General features: G+C 70.5%; 15 protein-coding genes. 4 read left to right on the top strand and 11 right to left on the bottom strand.

Annotated features, from left to right (window positions below):
- Window positions 1-6: 6 nt before the first annotated feature.
- Window positions 7-2130 carry a S9 family peptidase gene (locus GXW83_RS04815; protein WP_182441659.1) on the bottom strand — a complete coding sequence of 708 codons (2124 nt, stop codon included), beginning with the start codon at window positions 2128-2130 and terminating at the stop codon, window positions 7-9.
- Window positions 2131-2425: 295 nt separating this feature from the next.
- On the opposite strand from GXW83_RS04815, the gene GXW83_RS04810 reads away from it, so the two are divergent.
- The 4 genes from GXW83_RS04810 to GXW83_RS04795 all read left to right on the top strand — a co-directional run bounded on the left by GXW83_RS04810 (window position 2426) and on the right by GXW83_RS04795 (window position 6673).
- On the top strand, window positions 2426-2620 hold the full coding sequence (locus GXW83_RS04810; RefSeq protein WP_182441658.1) for a hypothetical protein: 195 nt from the start codon (window positions 2426-2428) through the stop codon (window positions 2618-2620).
- A 37-nt stretch (window positions 2621-2657) separates the two neighbouring features.
- The gene (gene mshB, locus GXW83_RS04805; protein WP_182441657.1) at window positions 2658-3620 is read left to right on the top strand and encodes an N-acetyl-1-D-myo-inositol-2-amino-2-deoxy-alpha-D-glucopyranoside deacetylase; all 963 of its coding nucleotides are present in this window, start codon (window positions 2658-2660) and stop codon (window positions 3618-3620) included.
- On the top strand, window positions 3617-4069 hold the full coding sequence (locus GXW83_RS04800; protein WP_225446760.1) for a DUF6113 family protein: 453 nt from the start codon (window positions 3617-3619) through the stop codon (window positions 4067-4069). Before mshB ends, GXW83_RS04800 begins: the two co-directional genes overlap by 4 nt.
- 264 nt (window positions 4070-4333) lie before the next feature.
- Window positions 4334-6673 carry a hypothetical protein gene (locus GXW83_RS04795; RefSeq protein WP_182441656.1) on the top strand — a complete coding sequence of 780 codons (2340 nt, stop codon included), beginning with the start codon at window positions 4334-4336 and terminating at the stop codon, window positions 6671-6673.
- 92 nt (window positions 6674-6765) lie between these two features.
- On the opposite strand, the gene GXW83_RS04790 is transcribed toward GXW83_RS04795, so the two are convergent.
- From GXW83_RS04790 to typA, 10 genes are all read right to left on the bottom strand, one after another.
- Entirely contained in the window at window positions 6766-8475 is a 1710-nt protein-coding gene (locus GXW83_RS04790; RefSeq protein ID WP_182441655.1) for an ABC transporter family substrate-binding protein, read from the bottom strand.
- A 67-nt stretch (window positions 8476-8542) separates the two neighbouring features.
- Window positions 8543-10636, bottom strand: a complete 2094-nt coding sequence (locus tag GXW83_RS04785) for an ABC transporter ATP-binding protein (protein WP_182441654.1) — start codon at window positions 10634-10636, stop codon at window positions 8543-8545.
- Window positions 10633-11634 carry an ABC transporter permease gene (locus tag GXW83_RS04780; protein ID WP_182441653.1) on the bottom strand — a complete coding sequence of 334 codons (1002 nt, stop codon included), beginning with the start codon at window positions 11632-11634 and terminating at the stop codon, window positions 10633-10635. The genes GXW83_RS04785 and GXW83_RS04780 overlap by 4 nt, the downstream gene beginning before the upstream one ends.
- A gap of 46 nt (window positions 11635-11680) precedes the next feature.
- Complete coding sequence (locus GXW83_RS04775; protein WP_225446759.1) at window positions 11681-12619, bottom strand: ABC transporter permease; 939 nt, start codon at window positions 12617-12619, stop codon at window positions 11681-11683.
- Window positions 12620-13347: 728 nt separating this feature from the next.
- Window positions 13348-14445, bottom strand: a complete 1098-nt coding sequence (locus GXW83_RS04770) for an ABC transporter ATP-binding protein (RefSeq protein WP_182441651.1) — start codon at window positions 14443-14445, stop codon at window positions 13348-13350.
- Window positions 14438-15457: an ABC transporter ATP-binding protein gene (locus GXW83_RS04765; RefSeq protein WP_182447085.1), complete on the bottom strand. Its 1020-nt coding sequence runs from the start codon at window positions 15455-15457 to the stop codon at window positions 14438-14440. Before GXW83_RS04765 ends, GXW83_RS04770 begins: the two co-directional genes overlap by 8 nt.
- Window positions 15458-15497: 40 nt before the next feature.
- Window positions 15498-16556 (bottom strand): ABC transporter permease, encoded by a 1059-nt coding sequence (locus GXW83_RS04760; RefSeq protein ID WP_225446758.1) that lies wholly within the window; start codon window positions 16554-16556, stop codon window positions 15498-15500.
- Window positions 16549-17472: an ABC transporter permease gene (locus tag GXW83_RS04755; RefSeq protein WP_182441650.1), complete on the bottom strand. Its 924-nt coding sequence runs from the start codon at window positions 17470-17472 to the stop codon at window positions 16549-16551. Before GXW83_RS04755 ends, GXW83_RS04760 begins: the two co-directional genes overlap by 8 nt.
- Before the next feature lie 76 nt (window positions 17473-17548).
- Window positions 17549-19177 carry an ABC transporter substrate-binding protein gene (locus GXW83_RS04750; RefSeq protein ID WP_182441649.1) on the bottom strand — a complete coding sequence of 543 codons (1629 nt, stop codon included), beginning with the start codon at window positions 19175-19177 and terminating at the stop codon, window positions 17549-17551.
- A gap of 387 nt (window positions 19178-19564) precedes the next feature.
- Window positions 19565-21430: a translational GTPase TypA gene (gene typA / locus GXW83_RS04745; protein ID WP_182441648.1), complete on the bottom strand. Its 1866-nt coding sequence runs from the start codon at window positions 21428-21430 to the stop codon at window positions 19565-19567.
- Window positions 21431-21659: the final 229 nt, after the last annotated feature.

Raw genomic sequence — 21659 nt, 5'->3', positions numbered from 1 at the left:
GGCGGCTCAGCCGCGCAGCGAGCGGCGCAGGAAGTCCACCTGGAGCAGCAGCAGGTTCTCCGCGACCTCCTCCTGCGGGGTCATGTGGGTGACCCCGGACAGCGGCAGCACCTCGTGCGGGCGGCCCGCGGCCAGCAGCGCCGAGGACAGCCGCAGCGAGTGCGCGACCACCACATTGTCGTCGGCCAGGCCGTGGATCAGCTGGAGCGGGCGGCTCAGCTTGGCGGCGTCCTCGATCAGCGAGTTGGCCGCGTACACCTCCGGGCGGGCGGCCGGATCGCCCAGGTAGCGCTCCGTGTAGTGGGTGTCGTACAGCTCCCACTCGGTGACCGGGGCCCCGGCGACGGCGGCGTGGAAGACGTCCGGGCGGCGCAGCACGGCCAGCGCGGCCAGGTAGCCGCCGTAGGACCAGCCGCGGATGGCGACCCGGGCGAGGTCCAGCGGGTACTCCCCGGCCAGCGCCTGCAGGGCCTCGACCTGGTCGTCCAGGGTCGCCCCGGCGAAGTCGAAGGCGATGGACTTCTCCCAGGCCGGGCTGCGGCCCGGGGTGCCCCGGCCGTCGGCGACGACGACCGCGAAGCCCTGGTCGGCGAACCACTGCGAGGTCAGGTGCAGGTTGTGCAGGGCCAGCACCTGCCGGGCGTGCGGGCCGCCGTACGGGTTCATCAGCACCGGCAGCAGGCCGTCGCGCTCCCGGTCGTAGCCGGTGGGCAGCAGCACGGCGGCCGGGATGCGGCTGCGTCCGGCCAGGGTCAGCACCGGGCGGGCGGTGATCACCGGCGTCTCGGCGTAGGAGGCGATGACCGCGACCTCCTTGCCGTCGCGCAGCACCGCGGCCCGGGAGCCGGGCCGGTCCAGGGCGGCCGAGACCAGCACCGTGACCGACCCGGAGCGCACCGCGGTGTGGTGGCCGGGCTCGCCGGTGAAGCGGCTGACGCCCTCGTCGGAGACCCGGTACAGGTGCACCTCGCCGACCTCGGGGCGGTCGGCGGCCTCCCCGGCGGAGGCGCTGATCAGCACGTCGTCCGCGCCGACGTCCAGCACCGCGTGCACGTGCAGCCCGGCGGCGGTGAGCACCCGGGTGCCGACCACCAGGCTGCGGACCCCGGCCTCGTCGGAGATCCGCACCAGTCGGCCGCCGCCCGGGGTCCAGGCCGGGACGCCGCTGAAGAGGTCCAGCCAGACCGGGTCCTCCTCGGCGTGCAGCGGGGTGGTCACCCCGTTGGCCGGGTTGACCATCAGGAACAGCTGGCTGCGCTGGTCCCGGGCCTGCACCAGGATCACCGGGGAGCCCCCGGCGGACCAGTGCGCCCGGGCCAGGTACGGGTACGCCGCGCGGTCCCACTGGACGTCCACCCGGCCGCCGTCCAGGCCGAGCACGGCCAGCGTGACCTCGGCGTTGGGGGTGCCCGCGCGCGGGTAGGCCACCTCGGCGGCCGGGCGCTCCGGGTTGGCCGGGTCGGCGATCCACCAGCGCTGCACCGGGGAGTCGTCCACCCGGGCGGCCAGCAGCCGGTCGCCCTGCGGCGACCACCAGTAGCCCCGGTTGCGGTCCATCTCCTCCTGGGCGATGAACTCCGCCTGCCCCCAGCTCACCCCGGGCGCGTCGGGGACTGCCAGGGCCCGGTCGCCGGAGCCGTCGGCGGCGATCACCCGCAGCTCGCCGCCGGGGGTGGTGTAGGCGATCCGGCTGCCGTCCGGCGAGGGGCGCGGATCGAGCACCGGACCGGCGGCGGGCAGCTCACGGGCGGTGTCGCCGGGCAGCAGCCCGGCGGTGAACAGCCGCCCGGAGAGGGCGAACGCCGCCAGCCGGACGTCGCCGTCGGTGGCGTAGCCGACGACCCCGGAGGAGCTCTCCCGGCTGCGCTCGCGCCGGGCCCGCTCCTGCGGGGTCAGCTCCTCCCCGCCGCCGCCCAGCAGGGCGACCGGGTCGGCGGCGACTCGCTCGGATGGCTCACCCTGCTCCGGAAGGTCGAGCACCTGGAGCAGGTTCGCCCGTTCGGCTCCACCGCCCGAGCGCAGGAAGACCACTCGGCGGCCGTCCGGAGCGACGGTGAAGGAGCGGGGCGCGCCCAGCGTGAACCGCTGGGTGCGCGAGTGCTGGCGGGGGAACGAGATCTCCGTGGTCATCCTTCGACCCTAGCCCGGGTCCGAGCGGGCAGGAAGATCCATTCGAAACGCTTCACGCAATCCGCTCGCCCGTTCAGTCGCGTCCCCGGGAGTGGTGGCGGTCACCGAGCGTGCGCCGCGTACGCGCTGGGCGTGCGCCGACGCACCGGCCTATGCATGATGACCGGGAGTGACCCCGTGGTCACCGCCTGGGTATCGACCAACGCTGTTCCGAACCGGGCCCGCCCCGGCACCGATACCCGCCCCGCCCCTTCGGTCGGCCGTCCCAGCCGTACCGCTGCTGAGAGGTGAGTCGATGATTCTGCCGATTTCCGCCGCGTTCCTGATGCTCGTCGTCGTGGTCCTCCTGGTCCGGCGCTCCGGTCTGAAGATCTGGCACGCCCTCGCCTGTGCGCTGCTGGGCTTCTACCTGGCCTCCTCCTCGATCGCGCCGTCCATCCACACGCTGACGACCAACGTCGCGGGGATGCTCTCCGGCATCAAGCTCTGAAGCGTCAGCCGACAGTCACGGCACGTACGCTGAAGCCATGACTGCCCTGCCGCCCGGAACCCCCTCGGCCGCCCGCCGACTGCTGCTCGTCCACGCCCACCCGGACGACGAGTCGATCGGCAACGGGGCCACCATGGCCCGCTACGCGGCTGAGGGGGCTCACGTCACCCTCGTCACCTGCACGCTCGGTGAGGAGGGTGAGGTGATCGGCGCGGAGCTGGCGCACCTGGCGGCGGACCGGGACGACACCCTCGGCGGGCACCGCCGCGGCGAGCTGGCCGCGGCCATGCGCGAGCTGGGCGTCGCCGACCACCGGCTGCTGGGCGGCGCGGGGCGCTACCGGGACTCCGGGATGATGGGCGTCGACAGCAACAAGCGCCCGGACTGCTTCTGGCAGGCCGATCCGGACGAGGCGGCCGGGCACCTGGTGGCCGTGGTCCGCGAGGTCCGCCCGCAGGTCCTGGTGGCGTACGACCCGGACGGCGGCTACGGCCACCCCGACCACATCCAGGCCCACCGGGTCGCCATGCGGGCGCACGAGCTGGCCGCCGACCCGGCCTACCGGCCGGAGCTGGGCGAGGCCCACGAGGTGCCCAAGGTCTACTGGACCTGCCTGCCGCGCCCGCTGGTCGAGGCGGGCCTCGCGGAGCTGCGCGCGGCCGGGGCGGACTCCCCCTTCGCCGGTGTCGCCGCCGTCGGCGACCTGCCGGGCGTGGTCGAGGACGCCCAGGTGGACGCCGCCGTGGACGGCACCGCCCACGCCGGGCGCAAGAGCGCGGCGATGCGGGCGCACGCCACCCAGATCACGGTGGACGGCCGCTTCTTCGCGCTCTCCAACGGCCTGGGCCAGCCGCTGCCGGTCACCGAGTACTACCGTCTGGTGCACGGCCAGGCGGGGCCGCGCGACCAGGACGGCCGGGAGGACGACCTGTTCGCCGGGCTCGGCCGCGCGGCCGCGACCACGGCCCGGCAGGCCCCGGAGCGGGAGGAAGCCCGATGACGCACTCCGACAACAGCGTGGGCCGGGCCACCGTGCCCGGGCCGCGCTCGGCCTCCCCGCGCCCGCCCGCGCCGGCGTACCCGATGGGGACGCAGGGCCGGGGCGCCGCCTACGTGCTGCTGGCCGTGCTCGGCGTGGCCGTCGGTACGGCCGGGGTCTTCGTCCAGCCGCTGTGGTTCCCCGGCGGGCTGCTGCTGGCCCTGGCCGGGCTGGCCGCGCTGTGCTGCGGCGGCCGGGTGCTCACCGGCACCCGGGCGGGCGGGGCGCTGCCCGCGCTGGGCTGGTTCGCGGTGCTGCTGATCTCGCTGACCCAGCGTCCGGAGGGGGACTTCCTGCTCGTGGCGGATGCGGGTACCTACGTGTATCTGTTCGGTGGCATGATGCTGTGCGTGATCTGCGCCACCGCGCGCGGTCTCCCGCGATGGCTCCAGTCCGGCCCGCGTCGCTGATCCGATCGGCCGCGGGCGGCTGGAAAGCGGACGAACAGCTGATTTCGGCAGGCGGTCCAGGGCGGATGCGGGCCCAGTAAGGTAGTGCCCGCAGCGCGGGGGCGCACCATTTCGCCTAGGACGCACGATCCACGACCGCGCCCCGCCCCTCAGGCGGTGGAGCGAACCGGAGCAGAGCCAGTGAGCCGAGAAACTGACAACCCGTCGCCGACTCCGCCCCGCCCCAGCGGCGGCGCGTATCCGTCGGGGACGCCGCCCTACGGGATGCCCAGCGACCCTGCCTTCTCACGAGCCGGACAGCCGCAGCAGCAGGAGCCGGTCGCCGAGGAGCCGCGTACCGAGCAGACCCTGACCACGCGTATCCGGATCAACATCCCGGGCTCGCGGCCGATCCCGCCGGTGGTGGTGCGCAGCCCGCTGGGCGGCGACCGCCCGGAGGGCGAGGGCGGCGCCGAGGCCGAGGCCCCGGCGGAGCAGGGGGCCGTCCCGCCGCCGCTGCCCAAGCGCCGGCACCGGTCGGACGCGTCCGGCTCGCCGGTGCTCGGCGTGATGGAGGGCAGTGGCGCCGCGACCCCGCCCGACCTGCCGCCCGAGTGGCAGACCCAGGGCGGGCCGACGGCACCGGCCGCGCCGGGCGCACCGGGCGCACCGGCGGCGGACTCCGAGGCCACCCAGGAGACCTCGGGGACCTGGTTCGTGCCCCGGAAGAAGGGCCGCCCGGGGCAGGGCCCGCAGACCCCCCAGGACCCGGCGCAGCAGTCGCCGTTCGAACCGCCGTTCCAGGGCCAGGGCCAGGGCCAGGGCCAGAGCCAGGGCCCGGCGCAGCCGCAGGCCCCGGCGCAGCCGCCGGTGCAGCCGCAGGCCCCGGCGCAGTCGCCGTTCGAGCCCGCGCCGCAGCCGCCGTTCGAGCAGCCGTTCGAGCCGCAGTACCAGGCGCCCCAGGCGCCCTACGAGCCCACCTTCGAGCAGCCCCTGCCGCCGCAGCCACAGCCGCAGCAGCAGCCCGCGCCGCCGCAGCCGCCGTTCGACCAGCGGTTCGAGGCGCAGTTCGCCCCGCAGCCGGACGCCTTCCCGTTCGACGGGACCGGCTACCGGCCCCCGGCGGACCCCTTCGCCCACCAGCCGTTCACGCCCGCCGACCCGGAGCGCACCCAGCAGACCCCGCTGCCGCCGCAGCCCCCGCAGGCGGGGGCGCCCCAGTCGCCGGAGCGCACCCAGGCCTTCCCCCCGTTCCCGGGCTTCACCGGCGGCCTGGCCGCCGGCGCCGCCGCCGCGGCGGCCGCCGCCTCCGGCGCGCCCGCCCGGCCCGCCGAGGGCGACGCCTTCGAGGCCACGGCCGCGCTGCCGCTGTTCCGGGACGACCCCGCCGCTCCCCCGGCCGCCCCGGGCCGCGGCGCGCCCCAGGAGGCCCCGCGCCCGAACGGCCCGGCCAAGTCCGCCGCGGGCAGCCCGCGCGCGCCCAAGCCGCCCAGGCCGGCCGGCAAGAAGCCCGCCGCCCCCGCCGACGGGGCCGCCACCGGCACGCTCAGGATCCCGGTCGCCGCGCCGGTCGCCGCCGGCTACGCGGGCGGCACCGGCGGCGCCGGTGCCGCGCCGCGCAAGCCGGAGCCCGGCACGGCCGCCGAGACGGCCCCGGCCAAGGGCAAGCGGCCCGCCCGCGGCGGCCGCGCCCGCAAGCTCGCGGTGACCGGCATAGTCGTCATCGCCCTGGCCGGGGCGGTCGCCTACGGCGCGGGGCTGATGCTGAACCAGGCGGACGTGCCCAAGGGCACCACCGTGCTGGGCTACAACATCGGCGGCGACACCCGCGACAACGCCGTGAACACCCTCAACGGCACGGTGGGCAAGCTGGCCGCCGAGCCGCTGCGGCTGTCCGTCAACGGGAAGGCGGTGTCGCTGGCCCCGGCCATGGCGGGCCTGACCGTGGACACCACCGCCACCGAGCAGTTGGCCGCCCGGCACAGCTACAACCCGGTCACCGTGATCGAGTCGCTGTTCGGCGGCGCGCACCCGGTCTCCCCGGTGGTGGTGATCGACCAGGACAAGCTGCGCTACGCCCTGCAGCAGCTCTCCAGCGGCTCCGGCAGCGCCCACGAGGGCAGCGTCCACTTCGACGAGGACGGCACGGTGGTGACCGTGCTGCCGCAGTCCGGCCAGGGGCTGAACGTGGACGCGGCGGTGTCCGCCGTCCAGCAGGCGTACCGGGCCCGCTCCGACGGCGCGCCCGACTCCGTCGTCCAGCTGGCCCTGACCGCGGCCCAGCCCAAGGTGTCGGCCGCGGCGGTGCGCAACGCGGCGTCCACCATCGGCGCCTGGGCGATGAGCCACCGGTTCACCGTGAAGATCGGCGCGGATTCCGAGGAGTTCGGCCACAACACCTTCAGCAAGGCGCTGACGCTGCAGGCCGACGCCTCCGGCGCGATGGTCCCGGTCTTCGACCTGGGCAAGCTCAGCGCGGTGTACGGGCCCTCGTTCGCGGGCGCGCAGGTCGAGCACAACGGCGTCCTCGGCCCGGTCACCCCGCAGGACATCGCCTCGGCGCTGACCCAGCTGCTCAGCAAGCCCGGCGGCCCGACCAGCATCACCCTCGGCAGCGGCGGCTGACCGGCGCGGCACGCACGTGGGGCCCCGGGCGGATCGCCCGGGGCCCCCACGTGGTTCCGGCGGCCGAGACGCGCTCAGCCGCCGGAGTCAGCTCACTTCATCCAGCCGATCTTGGTGTAGTCGGTGGTGGCGAAGCCGAAGGCGCCCCAGTTGGCCAGCTTGGGGTTGGCGGCCTCGAGCTCCGGGCGCTGGTACAGCGGCAGGTTGACGGCCAGCTGCCACAGCTGGGCGTCGGCGGCGTTGATGTCCGAGATGTAGGCGGTGTGGTCGATCTCGGTACCGGCCTTGACCATCAGCTGGTCGATGGACGGGCTGCCGATGCGGGAGTAGTTCTGCCCGATGTTGCCCTTCACCGGCGACTGGAAGCTCGCCTGCGAGTTGGTCAGCGGGAAGAACGGGATGGCGCCGATGCCGCTGAAGATGGTCATGTCGAAGCTGCCGGCGGAGACGTCGTTGAAGAAGTCGTCCGTGGAGTCGACCTGGGTGTCCACCTTGATGCCGACGTTGCCGAGCATCGCGGTCATGGCCTGGGCCTCGGTGGTGGCCGTGGGCACGCCGGACGGGATGGCCAGGCGCAGCTCCAGGGTCTTGCCGCCCTTGGTCAGGTACTGGCCCGAGCCCTTGGTCCAGCCCGCGGCCTTGAGCAGCGCCGACGCCTTGGACGGGTCGAACGCGCCCAGACCGGCCGAGTTGTCCTGGTAGCCGGCGGCGTTGTTGACCAGGAAGTGGTTGTTCAGCGGCTTGATCGGCCAGGGCAGGCCGCTCAGGTCGGCCTCACCGATGGCCTGCCGGTTGATGGCGAGGAAGACCGCCTGGCGGACCTGCTCGTCGGAGAGCATCGGGCTGGCGCCGTTGAGCAGCAGCTGGCGCAGGTTGGGGCCACCGGCGACGCGGATGGAGGTGCCCTTGACCTGGACGGCCTGCTTGTAGGCGGAGACGTCCGGGCCGATGTCCTCGAGGTCGATCTCGCCCGAGGCGAAGGCGCCGGGCATGGCGCTGTCGTCCAGGGTACGGAAGTTGATGCTGTCCAGCACCGGCTTGGTGCCCCACCAGTTGGAGTCGCGGACGACCGTGACGACCTTGGTGGTGGCGTTCAGCGAGCCGAGCTTGAACGGGCCGGCGGTGACCGGGATCGCGTTCTGGTAGGCGGTGTTGAACTTGGCCGGGGTGTTCATCTCCTCGCCCGGGTACAGCAGCGAGAACAGGCTCTGCCAGTCGGCGAAGGGCTGCGAGTAGGTCACCACGGCCTGGGTCGGGCTGGTGCCCTGGACGACCGAGGAGATCTGCGAGTACCCGGCGCCACCGGCGATGGTGCTGTACTTCGGGTTGGTGCCGTTCTGGACCTGCCAGTTGACCTGGAAGTCCTTCCAGGTGATCGGCGTGCCGTCGGACCAGTGGGCCTTCGGGTTGATGTTGTAAGTGGTGACCTGCTTGCCGTTCACCAGCTGGTTGGTGACGCTGGTCAGGTAGTCCGGGTTGGGCGTGAGCTTGTTGTCCGCGGTGCTGATGAACAGGCTCGGCATCATCGACGCCATGGTCTGCTGGATCGACTCCTCGTTCTGCGAGGAGGCGTTCAGGTTGTTCCACTGGGTCGACCACTGGTCTTCGGGCCAGTTGAGCGTCCCGCCCTGCTTCAGAGACGAGACCGCCTGCGGGTTGATCTCATTGAGCGTCGCCACGGGGGCCGATGTCGGCTGGGACTTGGCCTTGCTGCCGCCGCTGCTGCTGCAGGCGGAGGCGCTCAGGACGAGACCGGCCGACAGCGCTGTGGCTGTGGCCATCTTGACGAAACGACGGGACATCGGGTCCTCCCCAGTAGGTGATTCGGTGTGAGGGTGCTTACGCCGTGCGGCCTCGGCCGCACGTGGATCAGACGGTCTCCAGCGCCCCTGCGTAGTGGCAGGCGGCGACATGGTCCGCAGCGATGACCGCGGATTCCGGGTCCTGTGTGCGGCAGCGCTCGGCCTCGCCTTCGGTGAGGCCGATGAACTTGGGGCACCGGGTGCGGAAGCGGCAGCCCGAGGGGACGTTGGCCGGGCTCGGCAGGTCCCCCTCCAGGATGATCCGCTGGCGCGCCCGCTCCTTGCGCGGGTCCGGGAGCGGGACCGCGGAGAGGAGTGCCTGGGTGTACGGGTGCGAGGCCCGCTCGAAGACGTCCTCGGCGTCGCCCGACTCGACGATCCGGCCGAGGTACATCACCGCGACCCGGTCGGCGATGTGACGGATCACCGAGAGGTCGTGGGCGACGAACAGGTAGCTGAGGCTCAGCTTGGCCTTCAGCTCGTCCAGCAGGTTGATCACACCGGCCTGGATGGACACGTCGAGGGCCGACACCGGCTCGTCCAGGACGATCAGCTTGGGCTCCAGGGCCAGGGCCCGGGCGATGCCGATGCGCTGGCGCTGGCCGCCGGAGAACTCCGAGGGGTAGCGCTCGGCGTGCTCGGGGAGCAGGCCGACCAGCTTCAGCAGCTCGGGGACGCGGGCCTGGACCCGGTCCTTGCTCCAGCCGTGCGTGCGCATCGGCTCGGCCAGGACGTCGCCGACCGGCATGCGGGCGTCCAGCGAGGCCATGGGGTCCTGGAAGACCACCTGGACGTCCCGGCGGATCTCCTTGCGGGCCTTGCCGCGCAGCGTCCGGGTCTCCTTGCCGAGCACGGTGACCGAGCCGACCTGCTTGGTGGGCAGCTCCAGGATCTCCAGCAGGGTGGTGGTCTTGCCGCAGCCCGACTCGCCGACGAGCGCGAAGGTCTCGCCCTCGCGGATGTCGAAGCTGAGGCCGTCGACCGCGCGGACGGTGCCGACGGTGCGCTTGAAGACCGAGCCCTTGAGCAGCGGGAAGTGCTTGGTGAGGTTGTCCACCCGGAGCACCTCGGGGCGGGCCGCGCGGTCGCCCTGGGCCTCCCAGGCGGGCAGCTCGGGGGTGGGGAACATGCCCTCGCGGGGGATGCCGTCCGAGGCGCCGATCCGGGCGGAGAGGTGGCAGGCGCTGGCCCGGTCGTCCGCGCCGCCGATGGACAGCAGCTGCGGCTCCTCGTGGGCGCAGCGGTCCACCGCGATCGGGCAGCGGGCCCGGAAGGGGCAGCCCACGGGCAGGTCCACCATGGACGGCGGGTTGCCCTCGACCGGCGTCAGCGCCTTGGAGGCGTCGCCGTCGAGCCGCGGGATGGCTCCGAGCAGGCCGATGGTGTACGGCATCTGCGGCTCGTAGAAGAGGTCCTCGGACAGCCCGGTCTCGACCGGCTTGCCGGCGTACATGACGGTCACCTTGTCGGCGACGCCGGCGACCACGCCGAGGTCGTGGGTGATCATCAGGATGGCCGCGCCGGTGACCTGCTGGGCCTTCTTCATGACCTCCAGCACCTGGGCCTGGATGGTCACGTCGAGGGCGGTGGTGGGCTCGTCGGCGATCAGGACCTTGGGGTCGTTGGCGATCGCCATGGCGATGACCGCGCGCTGGCGCATGCCGCCGGAGAACTCGTGCGGGAAGGCGTCGATCCGGCGGCGCGGGTCGGGGATGCCGACCAGGTCGAGGAGTTCCAGCGCCCGGTTGCGGGCGGCGGCCTTGTCCAGGTCCTGGTGGATCTGCAGGGCCTCGATCAGCTGGGCGCCGATGGAGAAGACCGGGGTGAGCGCGGACAGCGGGTCCTGGAAGACCATGCCGATGTCCTTGCCGCGGATCTTCGACATGGCACCGTCGGAGAGCCCGAGCAGCTCCCGGCCGTCGAGCTTGATCGAGCCGCGGACGTCGGCCCCGGTGGGCAGCAGGCCGAGCACGGCGGTGGCGGTGACGGACTTGCCGGAGCCGGACTCGCCGACGATCCCCATCGTCTCGCCGGCCCGCAGCGAGAAGTCGATCCCGCGGACCGCCTTGACCGGGCCTGCCTCGCTCGGGAAGGAGACGTACAGGTCACGGACCTCCAGAACGGGGGCGTCGGAGGTGGTGAGGGAGTGGTGGAGCGTCACGAGGCGAGTCCTTCCTCGGCACGAGCGGTGTTGCTGAGCAGATCGTTGGTGGCGGCCGGTTCGTCCCCGGTGAGGCTCTTGGCCTTCTTGGTCTTGGCCTTGGCGCTGACCGAGGTCGGGTCGAAGGCGTCCCGCAGGCCGTCGCCGATGAAGGCCACGCACAGGCCGAGCAGCACCAGGAAGCCGGCCGGGAAGAAGAACATCCACGGCGAGGTGGAGGCGTCCGGGGTGCCGTTGGAGATGAGCGTGCCCAGCGAGACGTCCGGGGGCTGCACACCGAAGCCGAAGTAGGACAGCGCGGTCTCCGACAGGACGATGGAGCCGACCTGGATGGTGGCGTCGATGATCAGGATCGAGGCCACGTTGGGCAGGATGTGCCGGAAGATGATCACCATCGACGGGACGCCCATGTAGCGGGCGGCCAGCACGAACTCACGGTCCTTCAGGGTCTGCGTCATGCTGCGGACCACGCGGGCGGTGATCATCCAGGCGAAGGCCGCCAGCACGATCACGTAGACCAGCCAGGTGGTCTTGGCGAACTCCGGCGACATCACGGCGATGAGCAGGAAGCTCGGGACGACCAGCATCAGGTCGAGGATCCACATCAGGATCCGGTCGGTCCAGCCGCCGAAGTAGCCGGCGGAGGCGCCGACCACGGCGGCGATCAGGGTGGTCAGCGGACCGCCGATCAGACCGATCACCAGGGACTTCTGCAGGCCGCGCATGGTCAGCGCGAGCAGGTCCTGGCCGGAGGGGGTGGTGCCGAACCAGTGGGTGGAGTTCGGGGCGGTGCCCAGGCTCATCCAGTCGTTCTGGGTGTACTTCCACTGCAGGAACATCGGCAGGATGTAGGCGCAGAACACCAGCGCGACGATGATGGCCACGCCGATCAGGGCGAGCCGGTTGCGGGCGAAGCGGCGCAGCACCAGCGAGCTGCGTCCACGGCTCTTGCGCGGCTCGGGCGCGGTGGCGGCCGCTGCGGGGGACAGGGCGGTCATCGGAAGGTCTCCTCGGTACGGGCGGTCAGGTCGGTCACGGCGGGCTTCAGGTACGGACCCGCGGATCGAGCGCCGCGTAGACGATGTCGGAGAGCAGTCCTGCGACCAGGACCAGGCCGGCGGTGAAGATGCTCACGGCGGCGACCGAGTTGATGTCGTTGGTGGTGATGGAGCTGACCAGCCACTCGCCCATGCCGTGCCAGCCGAAGATGTACTCCACGAAGGTGGCGCCGGTGAACAGCAGCACGACGTTGTAGACCAGCAGTGGCATGACCGGGATCACGGCGGTGCGCAGGCCGTGCCGGATGATCGCGGTGCGGCGCGGCAGGCCCTTGGCCCGGGCAGTGCGCAGGAAGTCGCTGCCGAGCACGTCCAGCATGGTGCTGCGCTGGTAGCGGCTGAAGATGGTGACCTGGATCAGCAGCAGCGTGATCGTCGGCAGGATCAGGTGTTCCATGTTGTTGAAGATGATGGCGACGGTGCCGTGCTCACGCGGGTCGTACATGCCCGTGTACTGGATGGGCGCGCCGAACTGGTCGTCCAGGTACTTCAGCGAGACCGCGACGACCGGGGTCGGGGTGGCGATCAGCGCGTAGGAGAGGACGGTGGAGACCCGGTCGGAGAGCTGGTACTGCCGCATCGCGTTCCAGGCGCCCATCAGCACGCCGAGGACGCAGGCCAGGATGGTCGAGATGAGCAGCAGCTCGGTGCTGACGAAGATGCGCTGGCCCATCTCGGTGGAGACCGGGCCGCCCTGGATCGTCTGCCGCAGGTTGCCGTGCAGCACCAGGCCGGTCAGCCAGTTCCAGTAGCGCTGGTAGATCGGCATCTGCGGGTCGACGTTGTAGCGCGCGAGGATCGCATAGACGGAGCTGAGCGACGGCTGCGGATGCTCGCTCAGGAAGTTCACCTTGGGTTCCAGCGTGACCGAGGCAAGGAAGTAGGTGCCACTGGCCGCGATGAACACCAGAACCAGATAGTTCATCAGGCGCCGCAGTAGAAATCGCCCCATACCGTGTTCCCTCGTCCGCTCGAGCGCGCCGATCCGTCACGAGTCGGCGCAGCATCCCAACCTGGCCTCCGCTCGCGTGTGGTTCGACGGCGGAGACGGGGTACCCCCGTTCCCGATGGCAAATCCACCGGAGCCCGCCAACCGGTAGGTCGGCTTGATCCCAAATCATGGCGGCCATTGGACGGCGTGACTACGGCTCATTGATGAAGTTTCAGTAACGCAGGTCCCCGGGCGGTGTTTGCTGGCATCTGAGATTCCAGCGAATCAACGCCGGACTGGCCCGTTTATGTCCGTGTTTGACCGTCCGTTATGTGGACACACTGACGCCCTAGAGCGGACAGAATACGATGCGTCACAGCCTCGCCGCGAAAGATTCCCTGCCCTGGCACCCCGACGAGTGGTGCCAGGCGGCGGGTTTTCCCGGCACTCGTCGAACAATGCACGGCCGAGTGGTGCCGGGACTCGCTATCCGGACCCGCACCGACCACCGGCCGCACGTGCACGTGTTTCCTTTTCGGTAATGGCCGAAACCGCTCGCATCACTTACCGGCCATGGAAATATCGGACACCGACACAGTGCGGGGTCGGATAGCCTGCGCAGACCTCGGCGGACCTCGGCGGACAGCACGGAGCGCCGCGCACCGGGGGGTGCGCGACGCTCCGTGATTAACCTGATGTGTTCGCGTCAGTAAAGACCGGCGTCAGGCGGCGCCGACGATATCCACGTCCTCGGCGAAGTGGCAGGCCGACTCGTGCGCGGCGGCCGTGGGCAGCCCCAGGAACACCTGCGGCACCGCCAGCAGCGGCTCCTGCTGCGCGCAGAGCTCCTGCGCCTTCCAGCACCGGGTGCGGAAGCGGCAGCCCGACGGCGGGTTGGCCGGCGAGGGGATGTCGCCGGAGAGGATGATCCGCTCCCGCCCCTCGCGCCCGGACGGATCCGGCACCGGCACCGCCGACAGCAGCGCCTGGGTGTACGGGTGCGTGGGGTGCTCGTAGATCTCCTCGTCGGAGCCGATCTCGACCATCTTGCCGAGGTACATCACCCCGACCCGGTCGGAAATGTGCCGGACGATGGAGAGGTCGTGCGCGATGAACATGTACGACAGGTTGAACTCGTCCTGCAGCCCGCCCAGCAGGTTCACCACCTGGGCCTGCACCGAGACGTCCAGCGCCGAGACCGGCTCGTCGCAGATGATGATCTCGGGCTTCAGCGCCAGCCCCCGGGCGATGCCGATGCGCTGGCGCTGCCCGCCGGAGAACTGGTGCGGGTAGCGGTTGATGTACTCGGGGTTGAGCCCGACCACGTCCAGCAGGTCCTGCACGGCCTTGCGGCGGTCGCCCTTGGGGGCCACCTCCGGGTGGATCTCGTACGGCTCGCCGATGATGTCGCCCACGGTCATCCGGGGGTTGAGCGAGGTGTACGGGTCCTGGAAGACCATCTGGATGTTGCGGCGGATCGTCTTCAGCGCCCGGCCGCTCACCCGGGAGATGTCCTCGCCCTTGTAGAGCACCTGGCCGGAGGTGGCCCGCTCCAGGTTCATCAGCACCTTGGCCAGGGTGGACTTGCCGCAGCCCGACTCGCCGACGATGCCCAGGGTCTCGCCCTGGTACAGGTCGAAGGAGACGCCGTCCACCGCCTTGACCGCGCCGACCTGCTTCTTGAAGACGATGCCCTGGGTCAGCGGGAAGTGCATCTTGAGGTCCCGGACCTGCAGCAGCGGCTCGCCGCGGGCCACCGACTGGTGCAGCGCCGCCTCGATCCGGGCTTCCGCGGGATCAGTGGTGTGGTCCTCAGCCATGGAGGACCTCCTTCCAGAAGTGGCAGGCGCTGCCGCGACCGGGCAGCTCGCGGCCGTCCTCCTCGGTGACCGGGTACAGCGGCGGGATCTCGGCGCTGCAGATCTCCTGCGCCCTCGGGCAGCGCGGGTTGAAGGCGCAGCCGGAGGGGATGCGCAGCAGGTTCGGCGGCAGGCCCTTGATGGCGAACAGCTCCTGGCCCTTCTGGTCCAGGCGCGGGATCGACCGCAGCAGGCCCTCGGTGTAGGGGTGCGCGGGCCGGGCGTACAGCTCGTGCACGGGGGCGGTCTCGACGATCCGCCCGGCGTACATCACGGCGATCTTGTCGGCGACGTCGGCGACCACGCCGAGGTCGTGGGTGATCAGGATCAGCCCCATGTTGTACTCGCGCTGGAGCTCCGCCAGCAGCTCCATCACCTGGGCCTGGACCGTGACGTCCAGCGCGGTGGTGGGCTCGTCGGCGATGATCAGGTCGGGCTCCAGCGCCAGCGCCATGGCGATCATGACGCGCTGGCGCATGCCGCCGGAGAACTGGTGCGGGTACTGGTTGACCCGCTCCCTGGCCCCGGGGATGCCGACCCGTTCCATCAGCTCGACGGCCTTGAGCTTGGCGTCCTTGCGGCTGGTGCCCTTGTGCACCCGGTACATCTCGCCGAGCTGGTTGCCGACGGTCAGCACCGGGTTCAGCGAGGACAGGGCGTCCTGGAACACCATGGCCATCTGCGAGCCGCGGATCCTGCGCCGCTCCTCCTTGCCGAGCTTCAGCAGGTCGCGGCCCTTGAACATGATCTCGCCGCCGGTGACGAACCCGGGCGGGCTGTCCAGGATGCCCATGACGGCCTGCGAGGAGACGGACTTGCCGGAGCCGGACTCGCCCAGGATGGCCAGCGTCTCACCGGCCCGGACGCTGTAGTTGACCCCGTTGACGGCCTTGGCCACGCCGTCCCGGGTGCGGAACTCCACGTGCAGGTCGCGGACCTGCAGCAGCGGGGCGTCCTGGGTGTCGGCTGTCATCTCGCGTGCGGAGACTGCAGTACTCACGTTTCCGCCTTTCTCAGCGAAGCTTGGGGTCGAGGGCTTCGCGCACCGCGTCGCCGAGCATGATGAAGGCCAGAACCGTGATGCTCAGGGCGGCCGCGGGGTAGAACAGCATGTGCGGGGCGTTCCGGAAGGAGCCCGAGGCGTTGGAGATGTCGATGCCCCAGGAGACCGCCGGCGGCTTCAGGCCGACGCCGAGGAAGCTCAGCGTCGCCTCCAGCGAGATGTACGTGCCCAGCATGATCGTGGCCACGACGATGATCGGGGCCACCGCGTTCGGCAGGATGTGCCGGACCATCAGCCGTCCGCTGCCGGCGCCCAGGGCCCGGGCGGCGGTCACGTAGTCCTGCTGCTTGGCGGTGATCACCGCGCCGCGCGCGATGCGCGCCACCTGCGGCCACCCGAACAGCGACAGGAACGCCACCAGCACCCACACCGAGCGGCTGGGCACGGCGGAGAGGAAGACGATCGCGCCGAGCAGCAGCGGGATGCCGAAGAAGATGTCGGTGATCCGCGACAGCAGCGCGTCCCACCAGCCGCCGTAGAAGCCGGCCAGGCCGCCGAGGACGGCGCCGAGCAGCACCGTGCCCAGGGTGGCGAAGACGCCGACGGTGATGGAGTCACGGGCGCCGTGGATCACCCGGGAGTACACGTCGCAGCCCTGGGTGTCGAAGCCGAACGGGTGGCCGGAGGCGGCGCCCTGCTGGGAGTTGGCCAGGTTGCAGGAGAGCGGGTTCACCGAGGTGAACAGGCTCGGGAAGATCGCCATGACGATCAGCACCAGGATCACCAGCGAGGAGACCCAGAAGATCCAGTTGCGGCGCAGGTCGCGCCAGGCGTCCTGCCACAGGCTGCGCGGCTTCTCCCGATCGGTGACGTCCGGGTCCTGCGAGGACTGCATCGGCGTGACGCGCAGGTCCTCCTCGTCGACCAGGGCGTGGGCCTCCATGGAGCCCACCCCCTGCCCGGCGTCGTTGCTGGGGAAGGCGCTGTACAGCTCGTTGCTGCTCGGGTGACCGGGCTGGGGGAACTCGGGCTGGTGCGGACCGGACGGGTTCTGGGACTGGTCAGACATACCGGATCCTCGGGTCCAGGACCGCGTAGAGCAGGTCGACGAGCAGGTTGGCGATCAGGTAGATGATCACCAGGATGGTCACGAAGCCGACCACGGTATCCGTGTTCTGCTGCTGGATGCCCTGGTAGAGGAAGTAACCGACACCTTGGATGTTGAAGATGTTCTCGGTGATCAGGGCGCCGCCCATGAGCGCGCCCAGGTCGGTGCCGAGGAAGGTGACCACCGGGATCAGCGAGTTGCGCAGCAGGTGGTTGACGACGACCCGGCGGTGCGGCAGGCCCTTGGCGACGGCGGTGCGCACGTAGTCGGCGCGGACGTTCTCGGCGACCGTGGTCCGGGTCAGCCGGGAGACGTAGGCCAGCGAGGTGGAGGCCAGCACCAGGCCCGGCACGATGAGCTCGTTCCAGGGGGCCCCGTAGGAGACCGAGGGGCTGATGATGTGCCATTTGACACCCAGCAGGTACTGCAGCACGAAGCCGATCACGAAGATCGGGATCGAGATGATCACCAGGGTGAACAGCAGCACGGAGGTGTCCACGAACCGGCCCCGGCGCATGCCGCTGAGCACGCCCAGGGTGATCCCGAAGATCATCTCGATCAGGAAGGCGACCGTGGTCAGCTTCAGCGTGGTCGGGAAGGCCGAGAACATCAGCTGGGTGACAGGGGTGCCGTTGAACGACGTGCCGAAGTCGCCCTGGAAGACGCCCGCCATGTAGTGCAGGTACTGCGCCCACAGCGGGCGGTCGAGCCAGAGCGAGTGCCGCAGCTGGTTGGCGACCGCAGGGTCCACGGCCTTGCCCTGGAACAGGGCGGCGATCGGGTCGCCCAGGCTGTAGACCATGTAGAAGATCAAGAACGTCGTCCCGATGAACACCGGGATCATCTGGAGCAGGCGTCGGATGACGTAGCGCCCCATGCGGCCTCCTGGAGTGGATGCGGGCGGCAGTCGGGGAGGAGGCCCCGCGGCTGCCGCCCGCCTTACGGTGAGCTGCTTACTTCTTGACGGCCCAGTAGACGGGGTTCTTGAAGCCGTCCATCTGCACGTTCGACACGTTCGACGAGTAGCCGGCCACGTTGTTCGAGTACCAGAGCGGGGCCACCGGCAGGTCCTTGGCCAGCTGCTGCTGGGCCTGCTGGAAGTCGGCGTTGGCGTCGGCCGTGCTGGGGGCCGCGTTGCCCTTGGTGATCAGGCCGTCGAAGGTGGCGTTGCTGTACTTCGAGTAGTTGTCCGGCGCGTTGGTCGTGTACAGCGGCTGCAGGAAGTCCACGGCCAGCGGGTAGTCCTGGCCCCAGCCGGTCCGGAACGGGCCGGACATCTGGAAGGCGCTCATCTTGTTCAGGTAGTCGTTGAACGTGGTGGTCGGCGCGCCCACGCAGGCCTTGGTGTTGCCCAGGACGTTGTTGATGCTGTTGCAGATGGCGTCGACCCAGGGGCCGTTGCCGCCGTCGGCGTTGTACGCGATGGTCATCGAGCCGCCCGGCACGCCGCCCGCGGCGTTGATCATCTGCTTGGCCTGGGTCGGGTTGTAGGTGCAGGCCGCGCCGCACAGACCGGCCTTGTAGCCGCCCTCGGCGCCCAGCGTCGGGGAGGTCCAGTCGGTGGCCGGGGTGACCGAGTTGAAGAGGATCTTCGAGGCCACGGCCTCGCGGTCGATCGCCTCGGAGACGCCCTTGCGCAGCTCTGCGCCGTTCGGGCCGTTCCACGCCTTGTCGTACATCGGGAAGGACAGCGTGACGTTGGCGCCGGTCGGCTCGTTGATGATCCGGCCGTCGAGGTCCGACTTCATGTTGGGCAGGTCGGTCGTGGGGATGGTGTCGTCCACGTCCAGCTTGCCCGACTGGAGGTCGGCGTAGGCCGAGGTCGGGTTGGTGTAGACGACCAGGTTGATGCCCTTGTTCATGGGCTTCTCGGTGCCCATGTACGTCGGGTCGGGCACCAGGCTGAGGTTGGCGCCGGCCGTGTAGCCGCCGCTGACCGTGTACGGGCCGTCGCCGACGGGGTTCTTCTCCCAGGCGGTCGGGTCCTTGAAGAACGCGGCGGGCAGCGGGTCGTAGGCCAGGAAGCCCAGGGTGCGCGGCCAGGTGGAGAACTTCGAGGTGAGCGCCACGGTGAAGGTGTTGTCGTCGACGACCTTCAGACCGGACATGGTCTTGGCGGTGGGGTTGCCCTTGGCCGGGGCGACCGCGTCGTAGCCCACGATCGAGGAGAAGTAGCTGGAGTTCAGCTGCTGGTTGCTGGAGAGCGCGGTGTAGTTCCAGGCGTCCACGTACGAGGAGGCGGTGACCGGGCTGCCGTCGCTGAACTTCCACCCCGGCTTCAGCTTCACCGTGAAGTTCTGCTGGTCGGTCGTGGTGATCGACGCGGCGTTCTGCATGATCGTCGCGTTGGTCTTGGGGTCGTAGGAGATCAGCCCGGTCAGGATGCTGGTGACGACCTTGCTGCCGTTGATCTCGGCGGTGTTGCCGGGGGTCAGCGGCTTCTGAGGAGTCCCCCAGATCGCCGAGACCACGCCGTTTCCGCCGGACCCCGCTGAACTGCTGCTGCTACTGCCGCAGGCGGTGGCCACAAGGGCGATGGCAGCCGCCCCGACGACGTACGTGGCTCGCTTGGCTCCACGCATATGAACGCGCCTCCTCAGACGTGCTGTGCATCGAACGAGCGCCGCGCTTCCGTCCCGGAAGACACGGCGCCGACCGGTGATCCGATCGTCACTTTTCCTACTATCGGTCACCGAGAGCGATGCTTATGGCCATATTAGATTTCGGTTTGATCACACGCCTGTGAGTGACGTCTCGCAACCCGGGCGTGTCCATGTGGGTGCAAGAGCGATGGAAACGGACACTCTTCTCCCGCACAGCACATGGTGTCACCGATATCCGTACACCTCAGGTCTGACACCCGTCCGACCTGCGACTACCCAACGTCACCCCCCTGGGCAGCAAAAAACCGCCGCCCGACCCCCCGGTCGGGGGTGTCGGGCGACGGTCGGCGGGGTCCGCGGGGCGGGTCAGCCCTTGTTGCGGCCCCGGTTGCGGCCACGGGTGGCGGCGTCCAGGACCACCTTGCGGATGCGCACGGTCTCCGGGGTGACCTCGATGCACTCGTCCTCGCGGCAGAACTCCAGCGACTGCTCCAGCGAGAGCTTGCGCGGCGGCACCAGGTTCTCGGTGGTGTCGGAGGAGGCCGCACGCATGTTGGTGAGCTTCTTCTCCTTGGTGATGTTGACGTCCATGTCGTCGGCGCGGGAGTTCTCGCCGACGATCATGCCCTCGTACACCTCGGTGGTGGGCTCCACGAAGAGCACACCGCGCTCCTGCAGGTTGATCATGGCGAACGGCGTCACGGCGCCGGCGCGGTCGGCCACCAGCGAGCCGTTGTTGCGGGTGCGCAGCTCGCCGAACCACGGCTCGTGGCCCTCGAACAGGCTGTGCGCGATGCCGGTGCCGCGGGTGTCGGTGAGGAACTCGGTACGGAAGCCGATCAGGCCGCGGGCCGGGACCACGAACTCCATCCGGACCCAGCCGGAGCCGTGGTTGGTCATGGTCTCCATGCGGCCCTTGCGGGTGGCCATCAGCTGGGTGATGGCGCCGAGGTACTCCTCGGGGCAGTCGATGGTCATCCGCTCGACCGGCTCGTGCAGCTTGCCGTTGATCTCCTTGGTGACCACCTGCGGCTTGCCGACGGTCAGCTCGAAGCCCTCCCGGCGCATGGTCTCCACCAGGATGGCCAGCGCCAGCTCGCCGCGGCCCTGGACCTCCCAGGCGTCCGGGCGCTCGGTCGGCAGCACCCGCAGCGAGACGTTGCCGATCAGCTCGCGGTCCAGCCGGTCCTTGACCAGGCGGGCGGTGACCTTGTGGCCCTTGCCGCCCTTGCCGACCAGCGGCGAGGTGTTGGTGCCGATGGTCATCGAGATGGCCGGCTCGTCCACCGTGATCAGCGGCAGCGCGATCGGGTTCTCCAGGTCGGCCAGGGTCTCGCCGATCATGATGTCCGGGATGCCGGCGATGGCGCAGATGTCACCGGGGCCGGCCCACTCGGCCGGCTTGCGGGTGAGCGCCTCGGTCATCAGCAGCTCGGTGATCTTGACCTGCTTGATCGAGCCGTCCCGCTGGATCCAGGCCACCTGCTGGCCCTTGCGGATCTCGCCCTCCTCGACCCGACACAGGGCGATGCGGCCGAGGAAGTTGTCCGCGTCCAGGTTGGTCACGTGCGCCTGGAGCGGCGCGCCCTCGGTGTAGGTCGGGGCCGGGACGTGGTCCAGGATGGTCGAGAAGAACGGCTCCAGGCTCTCGCTGTCGGCCGGGACGGTGCCGTTCTCCGGCTTGGTCAGCGAGGCCACGCCGTCCCGCGCGCAGGCGTAGACGATGGGGAACTCGATCTGCTCCTCGGTCGCGTCCAGGTCCAGGAACAGGTCGTAGGTCTCGTTGATGACCTCGTCGATCCGGGCGTCCGGGCGGTCCGTCTTGTTGATGCACAGGATGACCGGCAGGTTGGCGGTCAGCGCCTTGCGCAGCACGAAGCGGGTCTGCGGCAGCGGGCCCTCGGAGGCGTCGACCAGCAGCACGACGGCGTCGACCATGGACAGGCCGCGCTCGACCTCGCCGCCGAAGTCGGCGTGGCCGGGGGTGTCGATGATGTTGATGGTGATCACGTCGCCGCCACCCTTGGGGTGGTACTTGACGGCCGTGTTCTTGGCGAGAATGGTGATGCCCTTCTCGCGCTCCAGGTCGTTCGAGTCCATCATGCGCTCGTCGAGGTGCTGGTGAGCGGCGAAGGCACCCGCCTGCTTGAGCATGGCATCGACCAGGGTGGTCTTGCCATGGTCGACGTGGGCGACGATGGCGACGTTGCGGATGTCATTACGCGTGGGCATGCGGAGTACGGTTCTCCCGAATCGAGGGTCGTGGTATCCGCCGCCTCGGTCCGCCGGCTCTCCCGAGCCGTCAGCGCCACCTGCCGCCGGTCCACCTGCCGGGCACCACATGCCACGGCTTACCCCCATGGTACGGGGCCCGCCGCGTCGGCACCGACTCGGTCCACGGGCGCGCCCCTGCTCGGCGTCCCGCAGTGATGCAGGTCACACTCCGAGCAGGGGCGGCGCA

The organism is Streptacidiphilus sp. PB12-B1b (genome assembly GCF_014084125.1).
Classification (GTDB): domain Bacteria; phylum Actinomycetota; class Actinomycetes; order Streptomycetales; family Streptomycetaceae; genus Streptacidiphilus.
The sequence above is the reverse complement of the archived record's forward strand: the minus strand, read 5'-3'. Positions and strand labels throughout refer to the sequence as shown.

Excerpts from the sequence above, each read along its gene's own strand:
- GXW83_RS04815 (WP_182441659.1), bottom strand. The coding sequence starts at position 2,130 with ATGACCACGGAGATCTCGTTCCCCCGCCAGCACTCGCGCACCCAGCGG.
- GXW83_RS04810 (WP_182441658.1), top strand. The coding sequence starts at position 2,426 with ATGATTCTGCCGATTTCCGCCGCGTTCCTGATGCTCGTCGTCGTGGTC.
- mshB (WP_182441657.1), top strand. The coding sequence starts at position 2,658 with ATGACTGCCCTGCCGCCCGGAACCCCCTCGGCCGCCCGCCGACTGCTG.
- GXW83_RS04800 (WP_225446760.1), top strand. The coding sequence starts at position 3,617 with ATGACGCACTCCGACAACAGCGTGGGCCGGGCCACCGTGCCCGGGCCG.
- GXW83_RS04795 (WP_182441656.1), top strand. The coding sequence starts at position 4,334 with ATGCCCAGCGACCCTGCCTTCTCACGAGCCGGACAGCCGCAGCAGCAG.
- GXW83_RS04790 (WP_182441655.1), bottom strand. The coding sequence starts at position 8,475 with ATGTCCCGTCGTTTCGTCAAGATGGCCACAGCCACAGCGCTGTCGGCC.
- GXW83_RS04780 (WP_182441653.1), bottom strand. The coding sequence starts at position 11,634 with ATGACCGCCCTGTCCCCCGCAGCGGCCGCCACCGCGCCCGAGCCGCGC.
- GXW83_RS04775 (WP_225446759.1), bottom strand. The coding sequence starts at position 12,619 with ATGAACTATCTGGTTCTGGTGTTCATCGCGGCCAGTGGCACCTACTTC.
- GXW83_RS04770 (WP_182441651.1), bottom strand. The coding sequence starts at position 14,445 with ATGGCTGAGGACCACACCACTGATCCCGCGGAAGCCCGGATCGAGGCG.
- GXW83_RS04765 (WP_182447085.1), bottom strand. The coding sequence starts at position 15,457 with ATGACAGCCGACACCCAGGACGCCCCGCTGCTGCAGGTCCGCGACCTG.
- GXW83_RS04760 (WP_225446758.1), bottom strand. The coding sequence starts at position 16,556 with ATGTCTGACCAGTCCCAGAACCCGTCCGGTCCGCACCAGCCCGAGTTC.
- GXW83_RS04755 (WP_182441650.1), bottom strand. The coding sequence starts at position 17,472 with ATGGGGCGCTACGTCATCCGACGCCTGCTCCAGATGATCCCGGTGTTC.
- GXW83_RS04750 (WP_182441649.1), bottom strand. The coding sequence starts at position 19,177 with ATGCGTGGAGCCAAGCGAGCCACGTACGTCGTCGGGGCGGCTGCCATC.
- typA (WP_182441648.1), bottom strand. The coding sequence starts at position 21,430 with ATGCCCACGCGTAATGACATCCGCAACGTCGCCATCGTCGCCCACGTC.